Raw genomic sequence first — 19192 nt, forward strand, 5'->3', positions numbered from 1 at the left:
GGTTTCAGAAAGGTTCACGCAGATGCTCAACCGTAGAGGGACTCTGAAACTCGGCGCTGTCGCTGGTGTGGCGCTTGCCCTGCCGGCGGAGCGTCTGGTGTCCGCGGTCGTCGGCAGTCCACCGGCGGTCCAGCCGTTCACCACCCCGCTGCCCATCCCGCCGGTGCTGTCCCCGGTGTACTCCGACCGCGGCACGGACTACTACGAGATGACGGCGAAGCCGGCCAACGTGGAGATCCTGCCGGGCACCCGGACGAACATGTTGACGTTCAACGGAAGCTTCCCCGGCCCGACCATCAAGGCCCGGCAGGGCCGGCCGGTCCAGGTGAAGATCCTCAACGGGCTCGACAACGTCACCGCGGTGCACCTGCACGGCGGGAACGTGCCGCACGAGGACGACGGGCACCCGCTGGACGTGCTCCAGCCCGGCCAGACCCGGACGTACCACTACCCGAACATCCAGCGGGCGGCCACGCTCTGGTACCACGACCACGCCCACCACCTCGAGGCCGAGCAGATCTACCGCGGCCTGGCCGGCCTGTACCTGATCGAGGACCGCACCGACAGTCCGACGTTGCCGCGCGGCCAGTTCGACATCCCCTTGATGTTCCGCGACATCGCCCTGGACGACAGCGCCCAGCTGCTGTGGAACAACAACGACTCGGCCCGGCGCAACATCGTGCTGACCAACGGCAAGGCACAGCCGAAGCTGCGGGTGCGTCGTCGCCGCTACCGGTTCCGGCTCCTCAACGCCTCGAACGACCGGGTGATGTCGTTCCGCCTGTCCAACGGCGCCGAGATGGTGCAGATCGCCAGTGACGGCGGGCTGATGGCCCGGCCGGTGCGGCGCACCGAGATCGGCCTCTACCCGGCCGAACGGGTCGACGTCGTGGTGGACTTCAGCGCCCTGCCCGGCGGGACCCAGCTCGTCCTGCAGAACACCGTCGGCGACACCCCGGCGACCAAGGACGTCCTGCAGTTCGAGGTGGCCGGCGGTGCGCGCCGGGACGACGACGACAGCTCGGTTCCGGCCAAGCTGTCCGTGCTGCCGCCGATCGGCGCGCCCGTCATGCAGACCCGCAAGGTGCTGCTGAGCTTCGACTTCAAGCAGGGCGCGTTCCTGATCAACGGCAAGCAGTACGACCCGAACCGGGTGGACTTCACGGTGAAGAAGGGCAGTACCGAGATCTGGGAGATCACCAACGCCGACCCGGACCCGTTCGCGCACTCGCTGCACGTCCACCAGATCCAGTTCCGGGTGCTCGACCGCGGCGGGAAAGCGGTGGAACCCTGGGAGGCGTACCCGAAGGACACCGTCTCGGTCCCGTCCGGACAGACCGTCCGCATCCTGATCAAGTTCGACAGCCCGTTCACCGGGCTCTACCCGTTCCACTGCCACTTCGTGGGGCACTCCTCGATGGCGATGATGGCCCAGTTCAACATCGTCCCCTGAGGATCCCGGTCTGAGTGTACGTCGTAGACTGCCGGTATGGCGAGGTACTTCGACGTACACCCGGACAACCCTCAGAAGCGCGCGCTCCAGCAGGTGGTGAACCTGCTGCGGGAGGACGGCCTGATCACGTACCCCACCGACTCCTGCTACGCCCTGGGCTGCCAGTTGGGCAACCGCGACGGCCTCGACCGGATCCGCCGCATCCGCCACCTCGACGACAAACACGACTTCACCCTGGTCTGCCAGGACTTCGCCCAACTCGGCCAGTTCGTCTACGTGGACAACGACGTCTTCCGCGCGATCAAAGCCGCCACCCCCGGCAGCTACACCTTCATCCTGCCGGCGACCAAAGAAGTCCCGCGCCGCCTGATGAACCCGAAGAAGAAGACGGTAGGCGTCCGCATCCCCGCCCACACCGTCACCCAGGCCCTGCTCGCCGAACTCGGCGAACCCATCGTCTCCAGCACCCTGCTCCTCCCCGACCAGGAAGACCCACTCACCCAGGGCTGGGAGATCAAGGAACTCCTGGACAACGTGGTCGACGCGGTAATCGACTCCGGCGAGTGCGGCACAGTCCCCACCACCGTGATCGACTTCTCCCAGGGCGACCCGGAAATCATCCGAGTCGGCGCCGGCGACCCCACCAGGTTCGAGATCTGACGGCCGGCTGCGCCCGTCAGCCGGCCAGCCAGGCGGACAGTGCGGTCGAGCGGGTGAATTCGGTTGTGTGCACGCAGCCGCGGAGCCAGGCGAGGATGAACTCGTCGTCGGTGTGGGGAACGGGTTTGCCGAAGGCGTCTCGGTGCTCGGCACGGGCGGACGCTTCCAGGGCGGCCAGTAGTTGTGCCGTGCCGGTCAGGCCGAGTTTGGTGAGGCGGGCCTGGTCGGGGGCGGTGGAGGCGATCGCGGGCATCCGGCGGCCGCCCAGGGTGACCCGGTGCAGCCAGCGTTCCAGCAGTTCGACCGGGGACGGGACGGGTGGGGGCGGCGGCTGGTCGGCCAGGTCGCCTGCTTTGTCCACATGGGACCGTTGGAGCCGGTCGAGGGTGAGGTTCACCCGGCCGCCCCAGTCCGCCGGGAGGGTCAGGTCGCCGGTGACGGCCAGGGCCACCGCGGTCGACGGACGGTCCGGGACCAGCCGGGCGACCACGAACAGGTCCTTGCCTGCCAGGCTGGCCAGCAAGCTCAGGTTCTCCCACGCGGTGTCGCACGACCCGACCAGGTCGATGGTCCGGTCGGGCAATTCGACCACCAGCGAGCCACCGGTCGACCCCGCGACCGTCCCGGACAGGAACAGCAGTGCGTTGTCGGTTGTGAACGCGCGCCGGACCTGATCCTCGACCGGTTCCCGCCACAGCGACGAGACCGGTGGATCCGACCAGTCCACGCCTCGCGAAGCGACCGCGCGGACACCGGTTCCGGCGCCCAGTCGCCGGTCCGCGGACGCCGTCGCCGAGGTCACGAGCATCCCCGAGCGGCCGAGCGTGCGGTGTGTCAGCCCGGACTCGCCGATACCGACCGGTCCGTCCAGCGCAGCCGCCACCCGTTCTGGCCCGCCCGGCATGACCCCGTTGACCGTCCACAGTCGACTGTCTGCGTCCGTGAGATGCGTGACCACGCCCGCGTACCCCGAACCGGCCACCACCCGCTCGGTGAACAACCCGTACACCTTCAACGAACCGATGGCCTTGTACTCGCGCCGCGCGATGCCGAGCAGCGACTCGACGTCGCCGACACCTGCCCGCAGTTGGTGGCACACCAACAGCAACTCCGACAAGTCCTCGGTCGTCTTCGTCCGCGAGAACGAGGAACTCCCGGTGTGGGACGCGCGGATACCCGACACGACACGTAAAGCGGCGGCGGAAGCCCGATGCAGGCCGGCGAGTCGCGCGGCATGGACGGCCCGCAGCAGTTCCGCCTGCGCCACCGCCCCACTCCCGGACACTCCCGCCCGCAGCACGACGCCGGCCGCCTGCCACAACAAGTCAGCCGCGGCGACGGCGTCCTCGGGCAAGGACACCGACAACGACGCGACCGGCTCGTCGACCTCGACGACAACAGGTTCCAAGGCGGCCACGGGCGCCAGGGACACCGCGACCGCGCGATGCAGACATCTCGGGGCCAGCAGGCAGCTACAGGTGAGATCCTCGTCCGTCGCGAGGATCCCGTCCCGCAAGGTGAACACGAGCGTGGTGTCCGGGTCGACCGTGACCGTGCACTTGTCGTCCACAGTGGACGTCGACCACGACGACGCCTTCGCCAGGGCGTTGTCGACGCGGTTGCGCAGTCGTTGCGGCAGTTGGTCCAGGACCGCGGCCACGATCTGCGGACTGACAGCGGGGAACGTCATCGGACCTGGTCACCCACCCATTTCGTCAACTGCTGCGGACTCAACGCCGCCACCGGCATGCCCGCCGCCACCAGGGCCTGGGCGACCGAGACGGAATACCGCGCGGTACCGGAGTCGTCCAGGCTCGCGCAGCCCAGGACCTTCACCCCGGCGGCCACCAACTCGCGGGTCTCGGCGAGCAGGCCGGCCAGCGGGGCGCCTTCCTCGAAGTCGCTGACCACCACGACCATCGTCCGGTCAGGCACAGTCACCAGCGTCCGGGCGTGCCGCAGCGCGCCGGCGATGTGCGTGCCGCCGCCGACCCGCACCTCCAGCAGCAGCGACAACGGGTCGCCGACCCGGTCGGTCAGGTCGACCACCTCGGTGGAGAACGTCAGGAAGTGGGTGGTCAGCATGGGGACGCCGGCCAGGATCGCCGCGGTGATCGCCGCCCAGATGGTGGACGCCTCCATCGAGGCGGACACGTCCACCACGAGCACCAGCCGCCAGTCGTTGGCCCGCCGCGCCCGCGTGCGGAACACCGGACGCTCCGGGATCACCAGGATGCTGCCGTCGTCGCGGCGCCGGGCGGAGGCGAGGTTGGCGCGGATGGTCCGGTTCATGTCCAGGCGGCCGCCTGGGCGCCGGGAGGGCCGGGGGAGCTGCAACCCGGTCAGGGCCGGTCGCGTTCGCGTCGCGAGTTCCTTCGTGAGCTCCTCGATGATCTTCGCGACGAGCGGCCGGAGCTTCGCCAACGCGCTCTCCGACATGCCACCGGCCAACGCCAGTACGTTGCGCAACAGCTCGACCGACGGTCGGACCTGGTCCGGGTCCAGATACAGCGCCGCGTCCAGCCGGCCACCGGCGACCGCCGCCGCCAGCACCTCCTCCCGGACGTCCGCGCCGAACAGGGCGGTCAGCTCGGCCGACCACTGCCGGACATCCGGGAACGGCCGGCCCTGGCCGCCGCGTCGGCCGGTCATACCACTGGACCCTTCCCCGGATTCGCCGCCGTACAGCTCGTCGAGCGCTGTCGCGTACTGGCCGCCGCACGGCGGCGGGGACCCGGCGCGGCCCAGGATCAGCTGCCACCGGACGATCGCCGGCAGCTCCCCGCCGGCTGCCTCTCTTGATATATCCACGGTGGATATATCGGCCGTTGCCGCTGTGGGCAGGCCGAGCGCCAAGGACGCCACGGCGGCCAAGCCCGCCCGGTCGGCGACCACCCACTGCGCCAGCAGCTCGGGATCGACGTCCGGCTGGTGATCCAGGCTCAGCCCGGTCCGCTCCCGCACGGTCTGCAGCACCAGGTTCCGCGCGGCCGGGCCGACCGACCGGAAGCCGCCGCGCAACGCCGGCAGCCGGTCGAGGAAGTCCTTGTCCGGCAAGGACTCCATCCGGTCCATCAGCGGGCCGAGCGCCTCGGCGGTCTCCAGCAACGCACCGGCGGCGGTGAGCACCCCGGCCAGCCGGCGGCTGAGCATGGTCCGTGCGTCGCGGGTGGTCGCGGTGTCCATCCAGGACGTGGCCCGGACGCCGAGCGTGGCGGGTTCGTCCAACCCGAGCAGGACGCGGGTGGCCGCCGCCGCGCCCTGCATCAGCGGCGAACCGTTGGCCGCCACGGTAGTCAACGCGGACGACAGGCGCAGGCCGGTGCCTCGCGACTCGTGCCGCTGGCCGAGCTGCACGATCGCACGGGCGTCCGTGGTGTCGTCCGAGCCGGCCATGCCCTCGATCTGCCGGACGGCCGCGGTCTCCAAGTCGCCCGCCAGCTCCGGATGGTCCGCCAGCAGTTCGGGGTCGACCGGCAGATGCCCGGCCCGTAGGCGGTCCAGCAGGTCGAGCCCGGCGAGCAGTTCCTGGAGCGTGCCACTGGACGGCAGCACCCCGGCCGTGTCGGTGAGCCGGACGCTGGCCATCCCGACCAGTGCGCACTCGCTCGCGTCGCGCAGCCCGGCCAGCACCTGGGCGGCGGTGCCACCACCGTCCTCGATCTCCCTGGCCCGGTTGGCCAGCAGCCGACCCGTCGCCGCCTGCGCCAACGTCACCCCCCAGATGCCGGCGACCGGCAGGGTGGCGGCCGTCGACGGCGTCCACCGCACCCGCCACTGGGTGGTCAGGCTGTCCGCCCCGCCGAGGCCATCGGTCGGCACGAACTCGCCATACGGGACACCCAGGAGATCCAGTCGCCGCACCAGCACCTGACGGTTTCTGTCCAGAGTGGACCGTCCGGGGTCGAGGCGGAGCCGGACCTCTCGGCCCTGCGTGTCCGGTCCGGGCAGCCGCAGCTCGGCGAGTTCGGCCACCACCGCGGGCGCCAGCCCGGACGTGGGCGTGCCCGGCGCCAGCACTCCGCTCCGGTTGCCGATCAGCACTTCCCGAGCCGCCGACGCCACCACCCGGCCGCGCCCGACCGGTTCGCCGTGGGTGAGGACGGTCTGCACGGACTCGATCAGCTCGCCGCGGCCGGGCGCCGGCAGGCCCCGCAACCTGGCCAGGTCGACCGCGAGCCGAAGCGCCTCCCGCGCCTCCGCCGGACCGGCCGGATGGCCTCGTTTCCGCAGTCCGGCGCAGATCCGGACGGTCATCTCGGCGGCGGCCCGCTCGATCCCCGCCGGGTCCCCGTCGGCGTGCAGCACCGCCTGTTGCCATTCCGGATCCCGAATTCCCGCCGGATACCCGGACCGCTCGTCGAGCAGGTCGAACGTGTACGGCACCAGGGACGTGACCACCTCGGCCGGTCGTTGCCGACTCTCGGCGGCCGCGGTGCCTTCGGACTCACCGCGCAGCAATGCGGCGGCGTGGAAGCTGCCGATCACCGCCGACACCCGCCTGGTCCCGGCCGCGGCGACACACTGGCGCATCCACGCCTCCCGGCGCAGGTCGTACGAGTCGACCCGGTCGGCCTCGTCCGCACGCATCGCCCACCCGACGATGAGCGCGGCCCGCCGGACCGACTCGGCCGACTGACCCGGTGCCGGCGCCTCCACCAGCCGGTCCCACAGGTCCTCCGAGTCCCGGCCGGTGACTCCGCGCCGCAGCGCGTCCGTCAACGGGGTCGGCCCGCCTGTCCCGTCGCGGTATCCCTCTCGGTAAGCCAATGGCAGATCGCACGGCACGACCTCGATCCCGTTGCGGTACGCCCACCGGATAGCCGCCAGTTCCGGCGAGAAGTCCGCGAACGGGTAGAACGCCAGACTGCCGCCGTCCCGCGCGGCACCGGACAACGCCACCGGCGCCACCGTCGCCGGATCAGCCAGCCACGGCAGCCACTCGCCCAGCTCGGCCGGCAGTTCGACGAGCAGCACCTCGGGCGCTGCCCGGTCGAGCAACTCCGGCATGGCCACGGCCAACGCGGGGGAGTGGTGCCGGATGCCGATCAGGTGCGGCCGGGTGCTGCCGGCGAGCTCGTCGACGGCGCTGTGGACGTTCCTGGTTTCACTGGCTGAGGTCGTCACGGTGATCCCAGAGAGTGCGCCAGAGGGCCGCTCCGGACTCGGCGCGGCGGCGGACCGCGCCGTCCCAGTAGCCCAGGAGACGGGCCTGGTCGGCGGGGTCGTCCTTGCGGACCACGCCAAGCAGGTGACCGGGCAGCAGGGCGGCCATGTCCCGCCCGCCGGGGAAGTAGGCGCCGCTGAGGCCGAGGGACGTGGCCACGGACACCGCCTCGGCCGTACTCATCACGGTCGCCGGGCGGTCGACGGTCCACCCCTCCTCGGAGACCCCGTTGCGCAGATCACGGAACGCCGTGACCAACGCCTCAAGCACCGCGTCGTCCACTGTGTACTCGGCGTTGACGCGGCCGAGTGCGGCCTTGGACTGGCGGCGCACCAGTTCGGTTTCGGTCGCCAGATCGGCGATCGGGCCGACCACCTCGAAGTTGAACCGGCGTTTGAGCGCCGCCGACATCTCCGACACCCCACGGTCGCGCAGGTTGGCCGTGGCGATGACGGTGAAACCCGGGACCGCGTGCACTGTGCTGTCGTCCGAACCGGACAGCTCGGGCACGGCGATCCGCCGGTCGGACAGAATGGACACCAACGCGTCCTGCACCTCGGGCAGGCACCGGGTGACCTCTTCGACCCTGGCCACCGCGCCGGTGCGCATGGCGGTCAACACGGGCGACGGCACCAACGCCCGGGGCGACGGGCCCTCGGCGAGCAGCAGCGCGTAGTTCCAGCCGTAACGCAGCTGGTCCTCGGTGGTGCCGGCGGTTCCCTGGACGACGAGCTGGCTGCTGCCGGACACCGCCGCCGACAACAGCTCGGACAGCATCGACTTGGCCGTGCCGGGCTCGCCGACCAGCAGCAGGCCGCGCTCACCGGCCAACGTGACGACCGCCCGCTCCACCATGGCCCGCTCGCCCACGAACTTCGGGCTGATCGTCATCCGCTGGCCCTTGCCCGCCGCCAGCGGCTCGCCGCTGCCCATGACGAACGTGACCACCGCCCGCGGGGTCAGCCGCCAGCCGGGCGGCCGCGGGCCGGAGTCGTAGGCGGCCAGGAAGTCGAGTTCGTCGCGGTATGCGAACTCAGGCGGGTCCACCTGCCTGGCGGTCAATGGTTCTCCTTTGGTCGTCATGCGCGGCTCGGCCGGGCCGCTTGGCCGGATCTCGCTGGTGGTCATGTCCGCAGCTCCTGGTAGGTCGGCAGGTCGCCGTGCTCGACCCGGTCCCAGGCCGCCCGGAACGTGCCTTCGATCGTGAGCACGGGCAAGGTCGGAGATGGGCCTGCGGCGTCGAGCATCAGCACTGTCTTCCACGCCTCGATCGGGAGTGCCGGGCTCTTGCGGTCGAGCCAGCCGCCGGGCAGGAACAGGGACCGGCCGGCGCGGGACCGCTTGGCCGCCAACACCAGGTCGGTTTCGGCGAGCGCGGCGCGGGCCTTCTTCAGCCGCGCCGGCTTCCACCCGGTCCAGCGGGCCACGTTGGCGTCCGTCGGGTCCGGCAGGGCCAGCAGCTGCAGATACAGGACGGCACTGTCTTCGTCCACTGTGTACTTCTCGGCCACCTTCCTGACCAGGTCCGGCACGGTCACCATCGGATCCTGCAGGTACCCGGCTGGCGCGCCCTGGCCGCATGTCTCGTCGATCTCGTTGCTCTGCAAGGCATCCAGCGCGTCCAGGTTGAGATACATGAACCACATGGTCTCGCCGACGGCGGCCAGGGTGGCGCGATGCTCCGGGCGGAACCCACTCGGTCGCAGGAACACCTCCCGGTACACGGCCCCGGGGTGATCGCGGTTCTCGCGCACCACAAGCCATCCGTCCACCTCGGTCGCCGACCCGTCGTGCTCCGCCGGCAGGCGCAGCAGCGTGGACAACCGCGCCGAGTCACGCGTGTTGCCGATCCGCAGCTGCGTCGCCGGATCGAAGGCCTTGGTCCGCGCCGTGGCCAGGGCCGCGGGCAGCCGCGCCCGCAACGGCGAGTCCGCGGGCAGCCGGTAGGCGAGCCAGCGCAGCACCTCGACGATGGACTCCAGGAAGGCCTCGGTGAACACCCCGAATCTGGTCTCCCAGGCCAGGTCCGAGGCCACCGCGGTGATCACACCGGCCGGGTCGACCATGCGGGGGAACGCTTTGACCGCGTCGGCCACCACGTCCTCGGGCACGGCCACCCGCTGGCCGACCCGGCTGTTCCACGCTTCGGCCATCGCGGCCACGTCCGGCCCGCCGGTCCACAGCAGGGCGGGGTCGGTGGGAAGACCCGCTTCGACCACCGCGTCGACCGTCTGGGCAGACAGCACCCTCAGTGACTTCCTCGCCACAGTCGCCTGAACAGGGCTGAGCCCCAGTGCCGCGCGCACTCCGGTGGCCAGGTGGTCGGTCCAGCCCTGGATGCCCGGCGCGCCGGCCAACAGAACGGACGCCTCGGCGACACTGACGCCTGTCTGGGCGGCCAGCTCGGCCGGGGCCCCGGGGCTCGCCGGGATCGGCCCGTGTTCCGTGAGAATCCTGCCCCAGCGGGTGATGTACTCGCCCGCGAACCGCAGCTCGGCGGCCGCGGACTCGGTCCACTTGGCCGGCAACGGGAACTGGCCGGGCACCGAGGTGTACTGGATCGCCGACCAGGCCACCGTCGCCCGGCCGGACCCACGGTAGCTGAACAACGCCACGAAGCCGGTGTCCGTGGTGTGCATGGTGTCTTGGCCACCCCCGGGCTTGTCCGGAACCTCCACGGTCACCGTTCGCCAGCGCGGCTCCGCCGACACCATGCCTGTCTCGGCGAGCGTGGTGAGGAACGCGACGAGCGCCTCCCGGTAGTCCGGTGGCGTCTCCGGCGTCGCCGCCCGCAGCAGCAACGTGCCGAGGCGGGTCAACGACTCCAGCCAGAAGTCCTGATCGGACACGAGTTCGACCTCGGCGGGCAGCTGGCGCGCGGCGGCCAGCTCAGCCAGCTCGGCGAGCTGGCGGATCGTGGCCAGCACGGTCGCGCGGCTCTCGTTGTGTTCCCACTCGCCCCTGAGCGCCGCCTTCAGCAACTCGTCGCCGATGTCCTCCCGCCGCACCAGGGAATCCACCGGTGTCTCGGCGGCGGCTGCCGCGACCTCCTGGTAGCGCCCGACTGCGGCGCGGAGTCCGGCGGCGAACCCGATGACCCCGGTCAGGCCCGCCACCAACGCCGGATGCGTGACCTGCGGCAGGTGTTGGTCGAGGGCCAGGTCCTCGGCGTCACGGGCGTCCAGCAACGCCGATGCCGTCTCGTCCGTGATGCCGCGCAGCGCCAGCGAACCCTGCTCGTCGCGTGGCCGCAGGCAGTGCCACCAGTCCAGCGGCGGCACCAACGGGGTGCCCGCGGCCAGCGCCAGCTGGTAGGTGGTCCAGTCGATGTCCGACACCAGCCTGTCGTCCACATCGAACAGTTCGAGGCCGCCGCCGCACTCGGCCACGGCCAGCGGCCGGTCCCGGCCGGGCAGCCGCAGCCCGGCCACCGGCACGTGCCGGCCGTCGGCCAGCCGCACCCGGGCACCGTCGACCCCCTCGCCGACCCAGGCGTCCCCGTCCTTGGTGACCCGCCAGCCGTGCACGCCGTCGGCCACCCCGAGCGGACTGTCCGAAGTGCCGGGTGCCGCCGGCCGGATCCAGCCGTACCGCGGGTCCGTCCCGGCCAGGAACGCCGGCAGCTGAGCGGGATGCCACTCCCGCACCTGCTCTCTTGTCGCGTAGTCCCAGTGGTTGACAACGCGCCACTGGGAGTCGCCGTCGCCGTGGGTGAGCCGCCGCATCGGCACCTTCGTGTCGCCCGCGTGCAGCACTCCGTCGCCGACGAACCGTCCGCCGCCGGGCAGCGCGATCGACGCGAACACCCCCTGGGGGTATGTGTCCACGCCGCTCGGCTTGACCACGCTGGTGGGGTCGTCACTCCAGTACCCCTGCCAGGTGTAGTGATCGTCCCGCCAGCAGACCATCAGGCGTTCGTCCACGAGGAAACACCGGATCGGGTTGCCCGGCGAGCGGGTCGTCCCCGGCGGCAGCCGCAGCACGTGTTCCATCAGGATCCCGTCCGGCCCCACGACAACGAGCGTCTGCGCCCGGTGCAGGACCAGTGCCGGCCAGCCCTCACCGGCCAGCTCGATCCCGAGGTCGCCCCCGCCGGGCCTGGCCGCCTGGCCGCCGAGCAGCCGGGCGACCGCCTCGTCCAACGCGGCCCAGCCGACCTCGTCGAACAGCCCGGACCGGACCACCTCCGCGGTCCTCGCGGCGACATCGGTCTGGCTGATTCGCTTCGCCGCGTCCGGGCTGTACGCGAACGCACCCGCCTTCGTGACACCTTCCAGCCGTCGCAACCGCCTGTCCAGCAACGGAAGCGTGGCGTCCACGACCATGTCCGCCTGCCCGTCCAGCCAGCGCGGCAGCATCGCCCGCAGGCCCGGGATGGCGCCGAACTTGGCCACCACCGCCTTCGCTTCCTGCGTGTTCTTGCCGAGCAGTTCGGTGCTCATGCCGGCGAGCAGCGCCGGATGGAACCGTTCGTCCGCCGCCACCGCCGTGAGGTCCCGCTCGAAGGTGCTGTGCAGCGGGAACTCGCCGGGCACGCGACCGAGCGGGATGCCCACCGCCACACACAGGTCGAACAGGTCCGGCTCGTCGTCCCGCAGGTCCACCGGCACACCCTCGGCCCGTAGCCGATCCGCCAGCGAGACGACGAGCTCACGCATGGGGACGCTGCGGTACGCGGCGGGCACGTCGTAGCGGTAGCCCTCGCGCCTGCGGAAGCGACCGACATAGTCGCCGAGCCACGCGGCCAGCCGCGTGGTCGACTCGATCACCCCGCCGTCGACGAGGATCTCCAGCCACAGCTCGGAGATGTCCAGGTCGTCCGGGACGAATCCGACCAGTCGTTCGCGCACGGCCGGGTCGCGGTTGGCCAACGACACCAGAGCGTCACGGTAGGACTCCCAGAAACCCTTGCTCGCTCGACGGACCGCTTGTGTGCCAAGCAGTTCCCGCAACACCGTGTCGTCGACGTCCCGCAGGTCGCGCCCGGCGGCCTTGGCGAGACGGCGGATGTCCTTGGGCATTCCGGCGTACGGCGACAGGCCACCCCGGATCCGCTGCAGGCACAACGTCCAGAACTGCTCGTACGCCTCGTCGGGCGGGTACCGCTCCATCAGCCAGCGCACGTACTCGGTCATGTGCTTGCCGGTCAGCGCGCCGGCCAGGCTGAACTCCAGGTACACGTCCCGCAGCTGCCCGGGGTCCACTTCGAGCGCGTGCACCCGCTCGGCCTCCCGCGCCTTGGAGAACATCACGCTGGCGTGCGTGATGTTGTCCTGCTCCAGGAACATCCGGCCGGTCTGCTCGTAGAACGACGGCAGGAAACGCGGTGCCGACCGGCCGAGCCGGTCGCCGATCGCGACCAGCTCGTCCTTGGCGTTGCCCGGTTTGCTCCTGGCCACCCGGCTCAGCCGAGCCAACTCCTTGACCAGGTTCAACGCGTGGTGGCCGTTGGTCGGGTCGTTGACCAGCGCCCACGCCGGAAAACCGAGCGCCTCCCGGCGGGTCGCGCCGACCGGCGTGACCCGCTCGGGCGGCTCGAAACCCAGGTACTCCAACGCCAGGTCCTCGGCCTGGCCGACAATGTCCGCGACGAGCCGGACAACCGGCCGCCCGGCCAGCGCCGGATGCGCGTAGCACCTGGCCGCGACGCCGTCCTGGTCCGACTCCGGCCGGCCGGGGGATATCTCGATCACGCCGCCTCCGCCACGACTCGGCCCGCGTACAGCAGGGACGCCATCCGCATGCCTTCCGACCATGCCACCGGTCCGACGTCGGCGAGCGGCAACTGCCCGCCGTCGGCCGTGGTGAAGACCAGGTCCCCGGTGTACGTGAACGACTCCGGGTGGTCCGAGCCCACCCAGTACCGGGCTTCGACCGCCCGGCCGTCCTCGAACGCCATGTACGTCGCGTATCCGCCGCGGACCGGATACCCGAGCGTCCTGCTCCGGCCGGTCACGTGGCTGAGCTGGGCGAACCGCCCGTCGGCGAAGTCGGACACCGCGTTCGCCCCAGGCTTGCGCTCGTCCTTGGCGAACGTCTGCCGGAACAGCTGCTGCACCTTCTGCTCGACCCCCAGTTCCGCGCCGAACTCACGCAGTTCGTCCAGGTCCGCGAGCAGCACCGGGTGCGGGATGCCGACAAGTTCCGGGTTGGACCAGACGGTGTCACCGTCCACCGTGACCACGCCGACCCCACGGCCCCCGACCGCGTCGCGCAGGAACCCGGATTCACCATCCACAGTGACCACGAGGTCGTGCAGGGCGTCCCGCCAGGCCGGGTCGGGCCAGACCTCGACGACCGCCGCGGTCGGCACCGGCAGCGAACGGACCATCCACCGGTCGACGGTCTCGCGGCACTCGCTTTCGTGGCGCTCCAGCCATTCCGCCAACTGGCGTAGCTGAACCACCCGCGCGTCCTCCTTGAGCGACGCGGGGACGGACGCCAGCTGTTTCCCCTTGGCGTTGCGGCAGACGACCTTGCCGTGCTCCAGCCGCAACTGGTAGCCCGCGGTCGCGTCCAGCCAGGTCATGGCCCTCCTTCGAGGATGTGATCGACTTCTGGCCGGAACGTTATCGCTTGGGTCCGACAGTTCTGTCTGTCCTCCCTCGGCCCCTCGAAAGCGAGTGCCGCCTGGCGGGGAAAGTCGGATTCGACGACGGCTGGTGGGAACTGGAGTGGGGGCGTGGCCGACTACTGTGTGGTACCTCGACTGGAAGGGCTCCCCGTCATGCTCGTCAGGCGCTTGACCATCCCTTTGCTTCTCGCCGGGACCGCGCTGTTCGCGGTTGCCGGTCCCGCGTCCGCGCACGCGGACTTGAAGAGCAGTGACCCCGCGCAGGGGGCCACGCTCCAGGCCGCCCCGCAGCAGATCAAGCTGACTTTCTCGGAAGCCGTCGACGTGCCGGCGGACGCGATCGCCGTCACCGGGCCGGACGGATCGAAGTGGACGGTCGGGCAGGTCGCCAAGGCCGGCGCCGTGCTCACCGCGCCGGTGACGCCGACCGGGCCGGCGGGCCAGTACACCGTGACCTACAAGGTCACCGCGGACGACGGCGACACCGTCACCGGCAAGATCGCGTTCACCCTGGCCACCGCCGCGTCCACCCCGACGACGACCACGTCCACGACCACGTCGAGCACTCCGCCGCCGTCGTCGTCCTCGGCCGCCCCGGCCAGCGAACAGCCGGTTCCGGCCGCGCAGTCCAACAGCGGAGATTCTGGGGGTGTCCCGGTGTGGATCTGGATCGTCGGCGCGGTTGTTCTTCTGGCCATAGGGGTTGGTGTGGGGTTGAAATTCCGGCGCACATAGTTTCATGTGTCTGGGGTCGGCATTTCAATAACAGGGGGTGAGGTTTTCATATTCGAAATCTCACTCCCTCATTCTATGTCGATGCCTGGGTCACTGGTGGCGAGGGTGTCCGACTGCGAACCTTTTCGTCGTGTGCGGGTCACGCCGTGACGACTGGAGGTCGTAGAGGTGACCAACTTCGCTGCCAGCCTCTCACGGGAAGAATTCGACTATCTCGACGGCACTGCCAGCGCGGGCCCGGTGGTGCGGGTCGCGATCAGGGCACTGCGAGTCGCCGGGTCGCCGCGGATCGCGGGCGAGAACCTGGAACACGTCCGGACGCTGGCCGACACCCCGGACGAGCTGCCCCCCATCATCGTGCACCGGCCGACCATGCGCGTGATCGACGGTGTGCACCGGCTGCGGGCCGCGAAAGTGCGTGGCCAGCTGGAGATCGCGGTCCGGTTCTTCGACGGTGACGAGGCCGACGCGTTCGTCCTCGCGGTCCGCGCCAACGTCTCACACGGCCTGCCGTTGTCGCTGGCCGAGCGCAAGGCCGCGGCGACCAGCATCGTCGCGACGCACCCGCACTGGTCGGACCGGCTGATCGCGTCGGTGACCGGCCTGTCCGCGAAGACCATCGGCGAGGTTCGGCGCACGGTCAAGACACCGCAGCCGGACCGCAGGGTCGGCCAGGACGGGCGGGTCCGGCCGATCAACAGCCTGGAGAAACGGCGGGTGGCCAGCAACCTGATGCGCGCCGACCCGAGTCTCTCGCTGCGCCAGGTCGCCAAGGCCGCGGGCATTTCGCCGGAAACCGCACGAGCGGTCCGTACCCGGCTGCAGCGCGGCGAGGACCCGGCCGTGCGGCAACCGGCCGGCGCCAAGAAGATCGAGGACAAGCGGCACATCCGGCCGGCGGCCACGCCGGCGCCGCTACCGGACCGGTCCACCGTCCTGCGGTACCTGCGGACCGATCCGACCCTGCGGTTCACCGAGACAGGCCGGACCTTGCTGCGCCTGTTGGACGTGCATTCGATGAGCAACGAGAAATGGGCGTCGATGGTACGGAATGTGCCACCGCACTGCCGGGAAACGATCGCACAGGCGGCGATGGAGTGCGCGCGGGTCTGGCGCACGGTAGCGGAACAACTGGAACGCAACAGCCACGGCCCTCTATAGGAGACGAGAACAATGGTGGGTATTCCAGCGATCGAGTCGTACCCGTTGCCGGTACCGGCCGATTTGCCGGACAACGTCGCTACCTGGACCGTCGATCCCGCGCGTGCCGTGTTACTCATCCACGACATGCAGCGCTATTTCGTGCGACCGTTCCCACCGGCCGTCGCCGAACCCCTCGTGGCCAACGTGACGCTGTTGCGTGACCGCTGCCGCGAGCTGGACATCCCGATCGGGTACACCGCGCAGACCGGTGGGATGACGCAGGAACAGCGCGGACTGCTCAAGGATTTCTGGGGCCCGGGGATGCGGGTCGACCCCGCCGACCGCGAGGTCGTCGAGCCGCTCACCCCTCGACCGGGGGACTGGATCTTCACGAAGTGGCGCTACAGCGCCTTCTTCAAGTCCGACCTGCTGTCGCGGATGCGGGAGGGCGACCGCGACCAGATCATCGTCTGTGGGGTGTACGCGCACGTCGGCGTGCTGATGTCGGCCGTCGACGCGTTCACCAACGACATCAAGCCGTTCCTGGTGGCGGACGCGATCGCCGACTTCACGTCCGCCTACCACCGGCTGGCCGTCGACTACGCGGCGCGGTGCTGCGCGGTGGTCATGACCGCCAAGGAGGTCCTGGCCTGATGGACCTCCTCGACCGGGTGCTGGCCGCCCAGCCACCACCTTTCGCACTGCTGCACCGGCCGGCCACGATCGGCCACGACCGGCTCGACGTCCTCGTCGGCGAAGTGTCCACACCGGACAGACTGGCGGACATCCCGCTGGCCGAGGACTCCGAGCCGGGCCAGGAGGTGCTGGTCATCGTGCCCTACCGGCAGCTCGCCGAACGCGGGTTCGCCTGTGTGGACGACGGTTCGCCGCTGATCGCGATGCGGGTGACCGAGCAGGCGGTGCTCCCGGTGCACGAGGTCCTCGCCCGGATCCCGGTGGTGCCGATCAAACTCGCGAACGGCCACTTCGACGTCGACGACGACACGTACGCCCGGACCGTCGGGAGGATCATCGCCGACGAGATCGGCGAGGGCCACGGCGCGAACTTCGTGATCAAGCGGACGTTTGTCGCCGACATCACCGGCTACCGCGCGGCCAGCGCGCTGACGTTCTTCCGTCGGTTGTGCGAACACGAGGCCGGCGCGTACTGGACGTTCATCGTCCACACCGGAACGCACACCTTCATCGGGGCCACTCCGGAACGGCACGTGAGCCTGCACGACGGGCTCGCCGTGATGAACCCGATCAGTGGCACCTACCGGTATCCGACCACCGGGCCGACCCTGGCCGGCCTGATGGAGTTCCTCGGCGACGGCAAGGAGAACGACGAGCTGCACATGGTCGTCGACGAGGAACTGAAGATGATGGCCAGGATCTGTGACGGCGGCGGACGCGTCGTCGGGCCGTACCTCAAGGAGATGGCGAGACTCGCACACACCGAGTACTTCATCGAGGGACGGTCCACTCGGGACCCACGGGACATCCTGTGGGAGACCATGTTCGCCCCGACGGTGACGGGCAGTCCGCTGGAGAGCGCCTGCCGCGTCATCGAACGGCACGAACCGGGCGGCCGCGGCTACTACAGCGGCGTGATGGCGTTGATCGGCCGCAACCCCGGCGGGTCGCGGTCGATGGACTCGGCCATCATGATCCGCACGGCCGACGTGGAGGCCACCGGCCGGGTGCGGATCAGCGTGGGCGCCACCCTGGTCCGGCACTCCAACCCGGTGTCCGAAGTGGACGAGACCAGGGCGAAGGCGGCCGGGCTGCTGGCCGCGCTCGGGGTCGGTCAACGCGACCGGTTCAGTGACGACCCGGACGTCCGGGCGGCGTTGGCCGGGCGGACCGACGGCCTGGCCTCGTTCTGGCTGGCCGGCACGCCGGTGGCCGGGCCGGACCCGGATCTGGCCGGCCGCAAGGTGTTGGTGGTCGACGCCGAGGACACGTTCACCGCGATGATCGCGCACCAGCTGCGGTCGCTCGGCCTGGACGTGACCGTGCGGCGGTTCGACCAGGAGTACACATGGGACGGTGTGGACCTGGTGGTGATGGGGCCTGGCCCCGGTGACCCCCGGGAGACCGACCACCCCAGGATCGCCCATCTGCACAAGGCGATCGGCACGTTGCTGGCGCAACGGCGGAAGTTCGTCGCGGTGTGCCTGAGCCACCAGGTGCTCAGCCAGCTGGTGGGCCTGCCCGTGGTGCGCTGCGAAGTCTCCAACCAGGGCACGCAGCGCGCGGTCGACCTGTTCGGCTCGCGGGAGGTGGTCGGGTTCTACAACGCGTTCGCCGCCCGCTGTGCCGACGACAAGGTCGGTGTGGTCGAGGTGAGCCGCAACGTCGAAACCGGCGAGGTCGACGCCTTGCGCGGCCCGCACTTCGCGTCCATGCAGTTCCACGCCGAGTCCGTGCTGACCCTGGACGGACCGAGAATCCTCGCCACCCGGATCAAGGAGGTGCTGGCCGGATGAAAGCGTCGATAACCTGGTGGGACCTGTCGCACTCGACGCAGACCATCGAGTCGCTGCGGGAGTACCTGCGCGACGAAGGGGTCGAGCCGTGGGCCAAGATACCCGGCCTGCGCCTCAAGTTCTGGATCGCTGATGCCGCGGGCAACCGCTGGGGCGCGGTGATGCTCTGGGAGGAGTTCCCCGACCCGGACACCCCGTTGCCGCCGCACAAGGCAATGGAGCTGATCGGCTACCCGCCGACCGAACGGATCCGGTTCGACGTGGAAGCCACCATCGAAGGCCTGTTCGCCAACCCGGTCCTGTCGGGGCTGGGCTCAGCCCTGGAGGGCGCCAAGTGACCTCGTCCCCCTTGTTGACCAGCACCGAGTTCGACGACCCGCCGGACTATCCGGTCGCCCTGGTGAAGTCGTGGTTCGCCACGGCGAAGGAAGCCGGTGTGCGCGAGCCCGGAGCGGTCGCGCTGGCCACGGTCGGCGCCGCCGGACAGGTGTCGAACCGGACCGTGCAGACCATCAGGTTCACCGACACCGGCTGGATCTTCACCAGCCACGCGGGTAGCCAGAAGGGCCGCGACCTGGACGTGAACAACTGGGCGTCGGCGGTGTTCTACTGGCGTGAGACGGGCCAGCAGATGATCATCGCTGGTCCGGTGCACCGGCTGACCGACTCGGAATGCGACGGCATGTGGTTCGCGCGGCACCCGAGCACCCACCCGATGTCGGTGGCGGCCGAGCAAAGCGCCTTGTTGACCAGCGAGGTGGAACTGCGCGCCAGGGCCGAGCAACTGGCCATGAGCGGCGAGCCACTGGACCGGCCGCAAGCCTGGCTGGGCTACGAGATGGAACTGGCGCAGGTGGAGTTCTGGCAGGCAAGCCAGGACCGCCTGCACCGCCGGCTGCGTTACGACCGCGACGGCCAAACCTGGACCTCTCGCCGCCTGCAGCCCTGAAAGACCCTCGTGAGTACTT

The 19192-nt window shown here is 70.4% G+C and carries 13 protein-coding genes; 8 read left to right on the forward strand and 5 right to left on the reverse strand.

Annotated elements, in window-relative coordinates; translation table 11 throughout:
* Nucleotides 1-22: 22 nt before the first annotated feature.
* On the forward strand, nucleotides 23-1453 hold the full coding sequence (locus EV192_RS39655; RefSeq protein ID WP_132123817.1) for a multicopper oxidase family protein: 1431 nt from the start codon (nucleotides 23-25) through the stop codon (nucleotides 1451-1453).
* A 36-nt stretch (nucleotides 1454-1489) separates the two neighbouring features.
* Complete coding sequence (locus tag EV192_RS39660; RefSeq protein WP_132123818.1) at nucleotides 1490-2113, forward strand: L-threonylcarbamoyladenylate synthase; 624 nt, start codon at nucleotides 1490-1492, stop codon at nucleotides 2111-2113.
* Between the two features lie 16 nt (nucleotides 2114-2129).
* Here EV192_RS39660 and EV192_RS39665 read toward each other — a convergent pair whose 3' ends face one another.
* The 5 genes from EV192_RS39665 to EV192_RS39685 are packed head-to-tail and all read right to left on the reverse strand — an operon-like array spanning nucleotide 2130 to nucleotide 13809.
* Entirely contained in the window at nucleotides 2130-3803 is a 1674-nt protein-coding gene (locus tag EV192_RS39665) for a hypothetical protein (protein WP_132123819.1), read from the reverse strand.
* Entirely contained in the window at nucleotides 3800-7240 is a 3441-nt protein-coding gene (locus tag EV192_RS39670) for a vWA domain-containing protein (protein WP_243727367.1), read from the reverse strand. The genes EV192_RS39665 and EV192_RS39670 overlap by 4 nt, the downstream gene beginning before the upstream one ends.
* Entirely contained in the window at nucleotides 7221-8363 is a 1143-nt protein-coding gene (locus tag EV192_RS39675; RefSeq protein ID WP_132124193.1) for an ATP-binding protein, read from the reverse strand. Before EV192_RS39675 ends, EV192_RS39670 begins: the two co-directional genes overlap by 20 nt.
* Before the next feature lie 41 nt (nucleotides 8364-8404).
* Entirely contained in the window at nucleotides 8405-12973 is a 4569-nt protein-coding gene (locus EV192_RS39680; protein ID WP_132123820.1) for a hypothetical protein, read from the reverse strand.
* On the reverse strand, nucleotides 12970-13809 hold the full coding sequence (locus EV192_RS39685) for a DUF4132 domain-containing protein (RefSeq protein WP_132123821.1): 840 nt from the start codon (nucleotides 13807-13809) through the stop codon (nucleotides 12970-12972). The genes EV192_RS39680 and EV192_RS39685 overlap by 4 nt, the downstream gene beginning before the upstream one ends.
* A gap of 198 nt (nucleotides 13810-14007) precedes the next feature.
* On the opposite strand from EV192_RS39685, the gene EV192_RS39690 reads away from it, so the two are divergent.
* The 6 genes from EV192_RS39690 to phzG all read left to right on the forward strand — a co-directional run bounded on the left by EV192_RS39690 (nucleotide 14008) and on the right by phzG (nucleotide 19173).
* Nucleotides 14008-14589, forward strand: coding sequence for a copper resistance CopC family protein (locus tag EV192_RS39690; protein ID WP_132123822.1), 582 nt, complete (start codon nucleotides 14008-14010; stop codon nucleotides 14587-14589).
* 168 nt (nucleotides 14590-14757) lie between these two features.
* On the forward strand, nucleotides 14758-15750 hold the full coding sequence (locus EV192_RS39695; protein WP_132123823.1) for a ParB/RepB/Spo0J family partition protein: 993 nt from the start codon (nucleotides 14758-14760) through the stop codon (nucleotides 15748-15750).
* Between the two features lie 15 nt (nucleotides 15751-15765).
* Nucleotides 15766-16386 carry an isochorismatase family protein gene (locus tag EV192_RS39700; protein ID WP_279495238.1) on the forward strand — a complete coding sequence of 207 codons (621 nt, stop codon included), beginning with the start codon at nucleotides 15766-15768 and terminating at the stop codon, nucleotides 16384-16386.
* Nucleotides 16386-18224, forward strand: a complete 1839-nt coding sequence (locus EV192_RS39705) for an anthranilate synthase family protein (RefSeq protein WP_132123825.1) — start codon at nucleotides 16386-16388, stop codon at nucleotides 18222-18224. The genes EV192_RS39700 and EV192_RS39705 overlap by 1 nt, the downstream gene beginning before the upstream one ends.
* A complete protein-coding gene (locus tag EV192_RS39710) occupies nucleotides 18221-18562 on the forward strand; it encodes a hypothetical protein (protein ID WP_132123826.1) in 342 nt (113 codons plus the stop codon). Before EV192_RS39705 ends, EV192_RS39710 begins: the two co-directional genes overlap by 4 nt.
* Entirely contained in the window at nucleotides 18559-19173 is a 615-nt protein-coding gene (phzG, locus tag EV192_RS39715; RefSeq protein ID WP_132123827.1) for a phenazine biosynthesis FMN-dependent oxidase PhzG, read from the forward strand. Before EV192_RS39710 ends, phzG begins: the two co-directional genes overlap by 4 nt.
* The last annotated feature ends 19 nt before the right edge of the window (nucleotides 19174-19192 follow it).

This window comes from Actinocrispum wychmicini (assembly GCF_004345645.1).
Lineage (GTDB): Bacteria > Actinomycetota > Actinomycetes > Mycobacteriales > Pseudonocardiaceae > Kibdelosporangium > Kibdelosporangium wychmicini.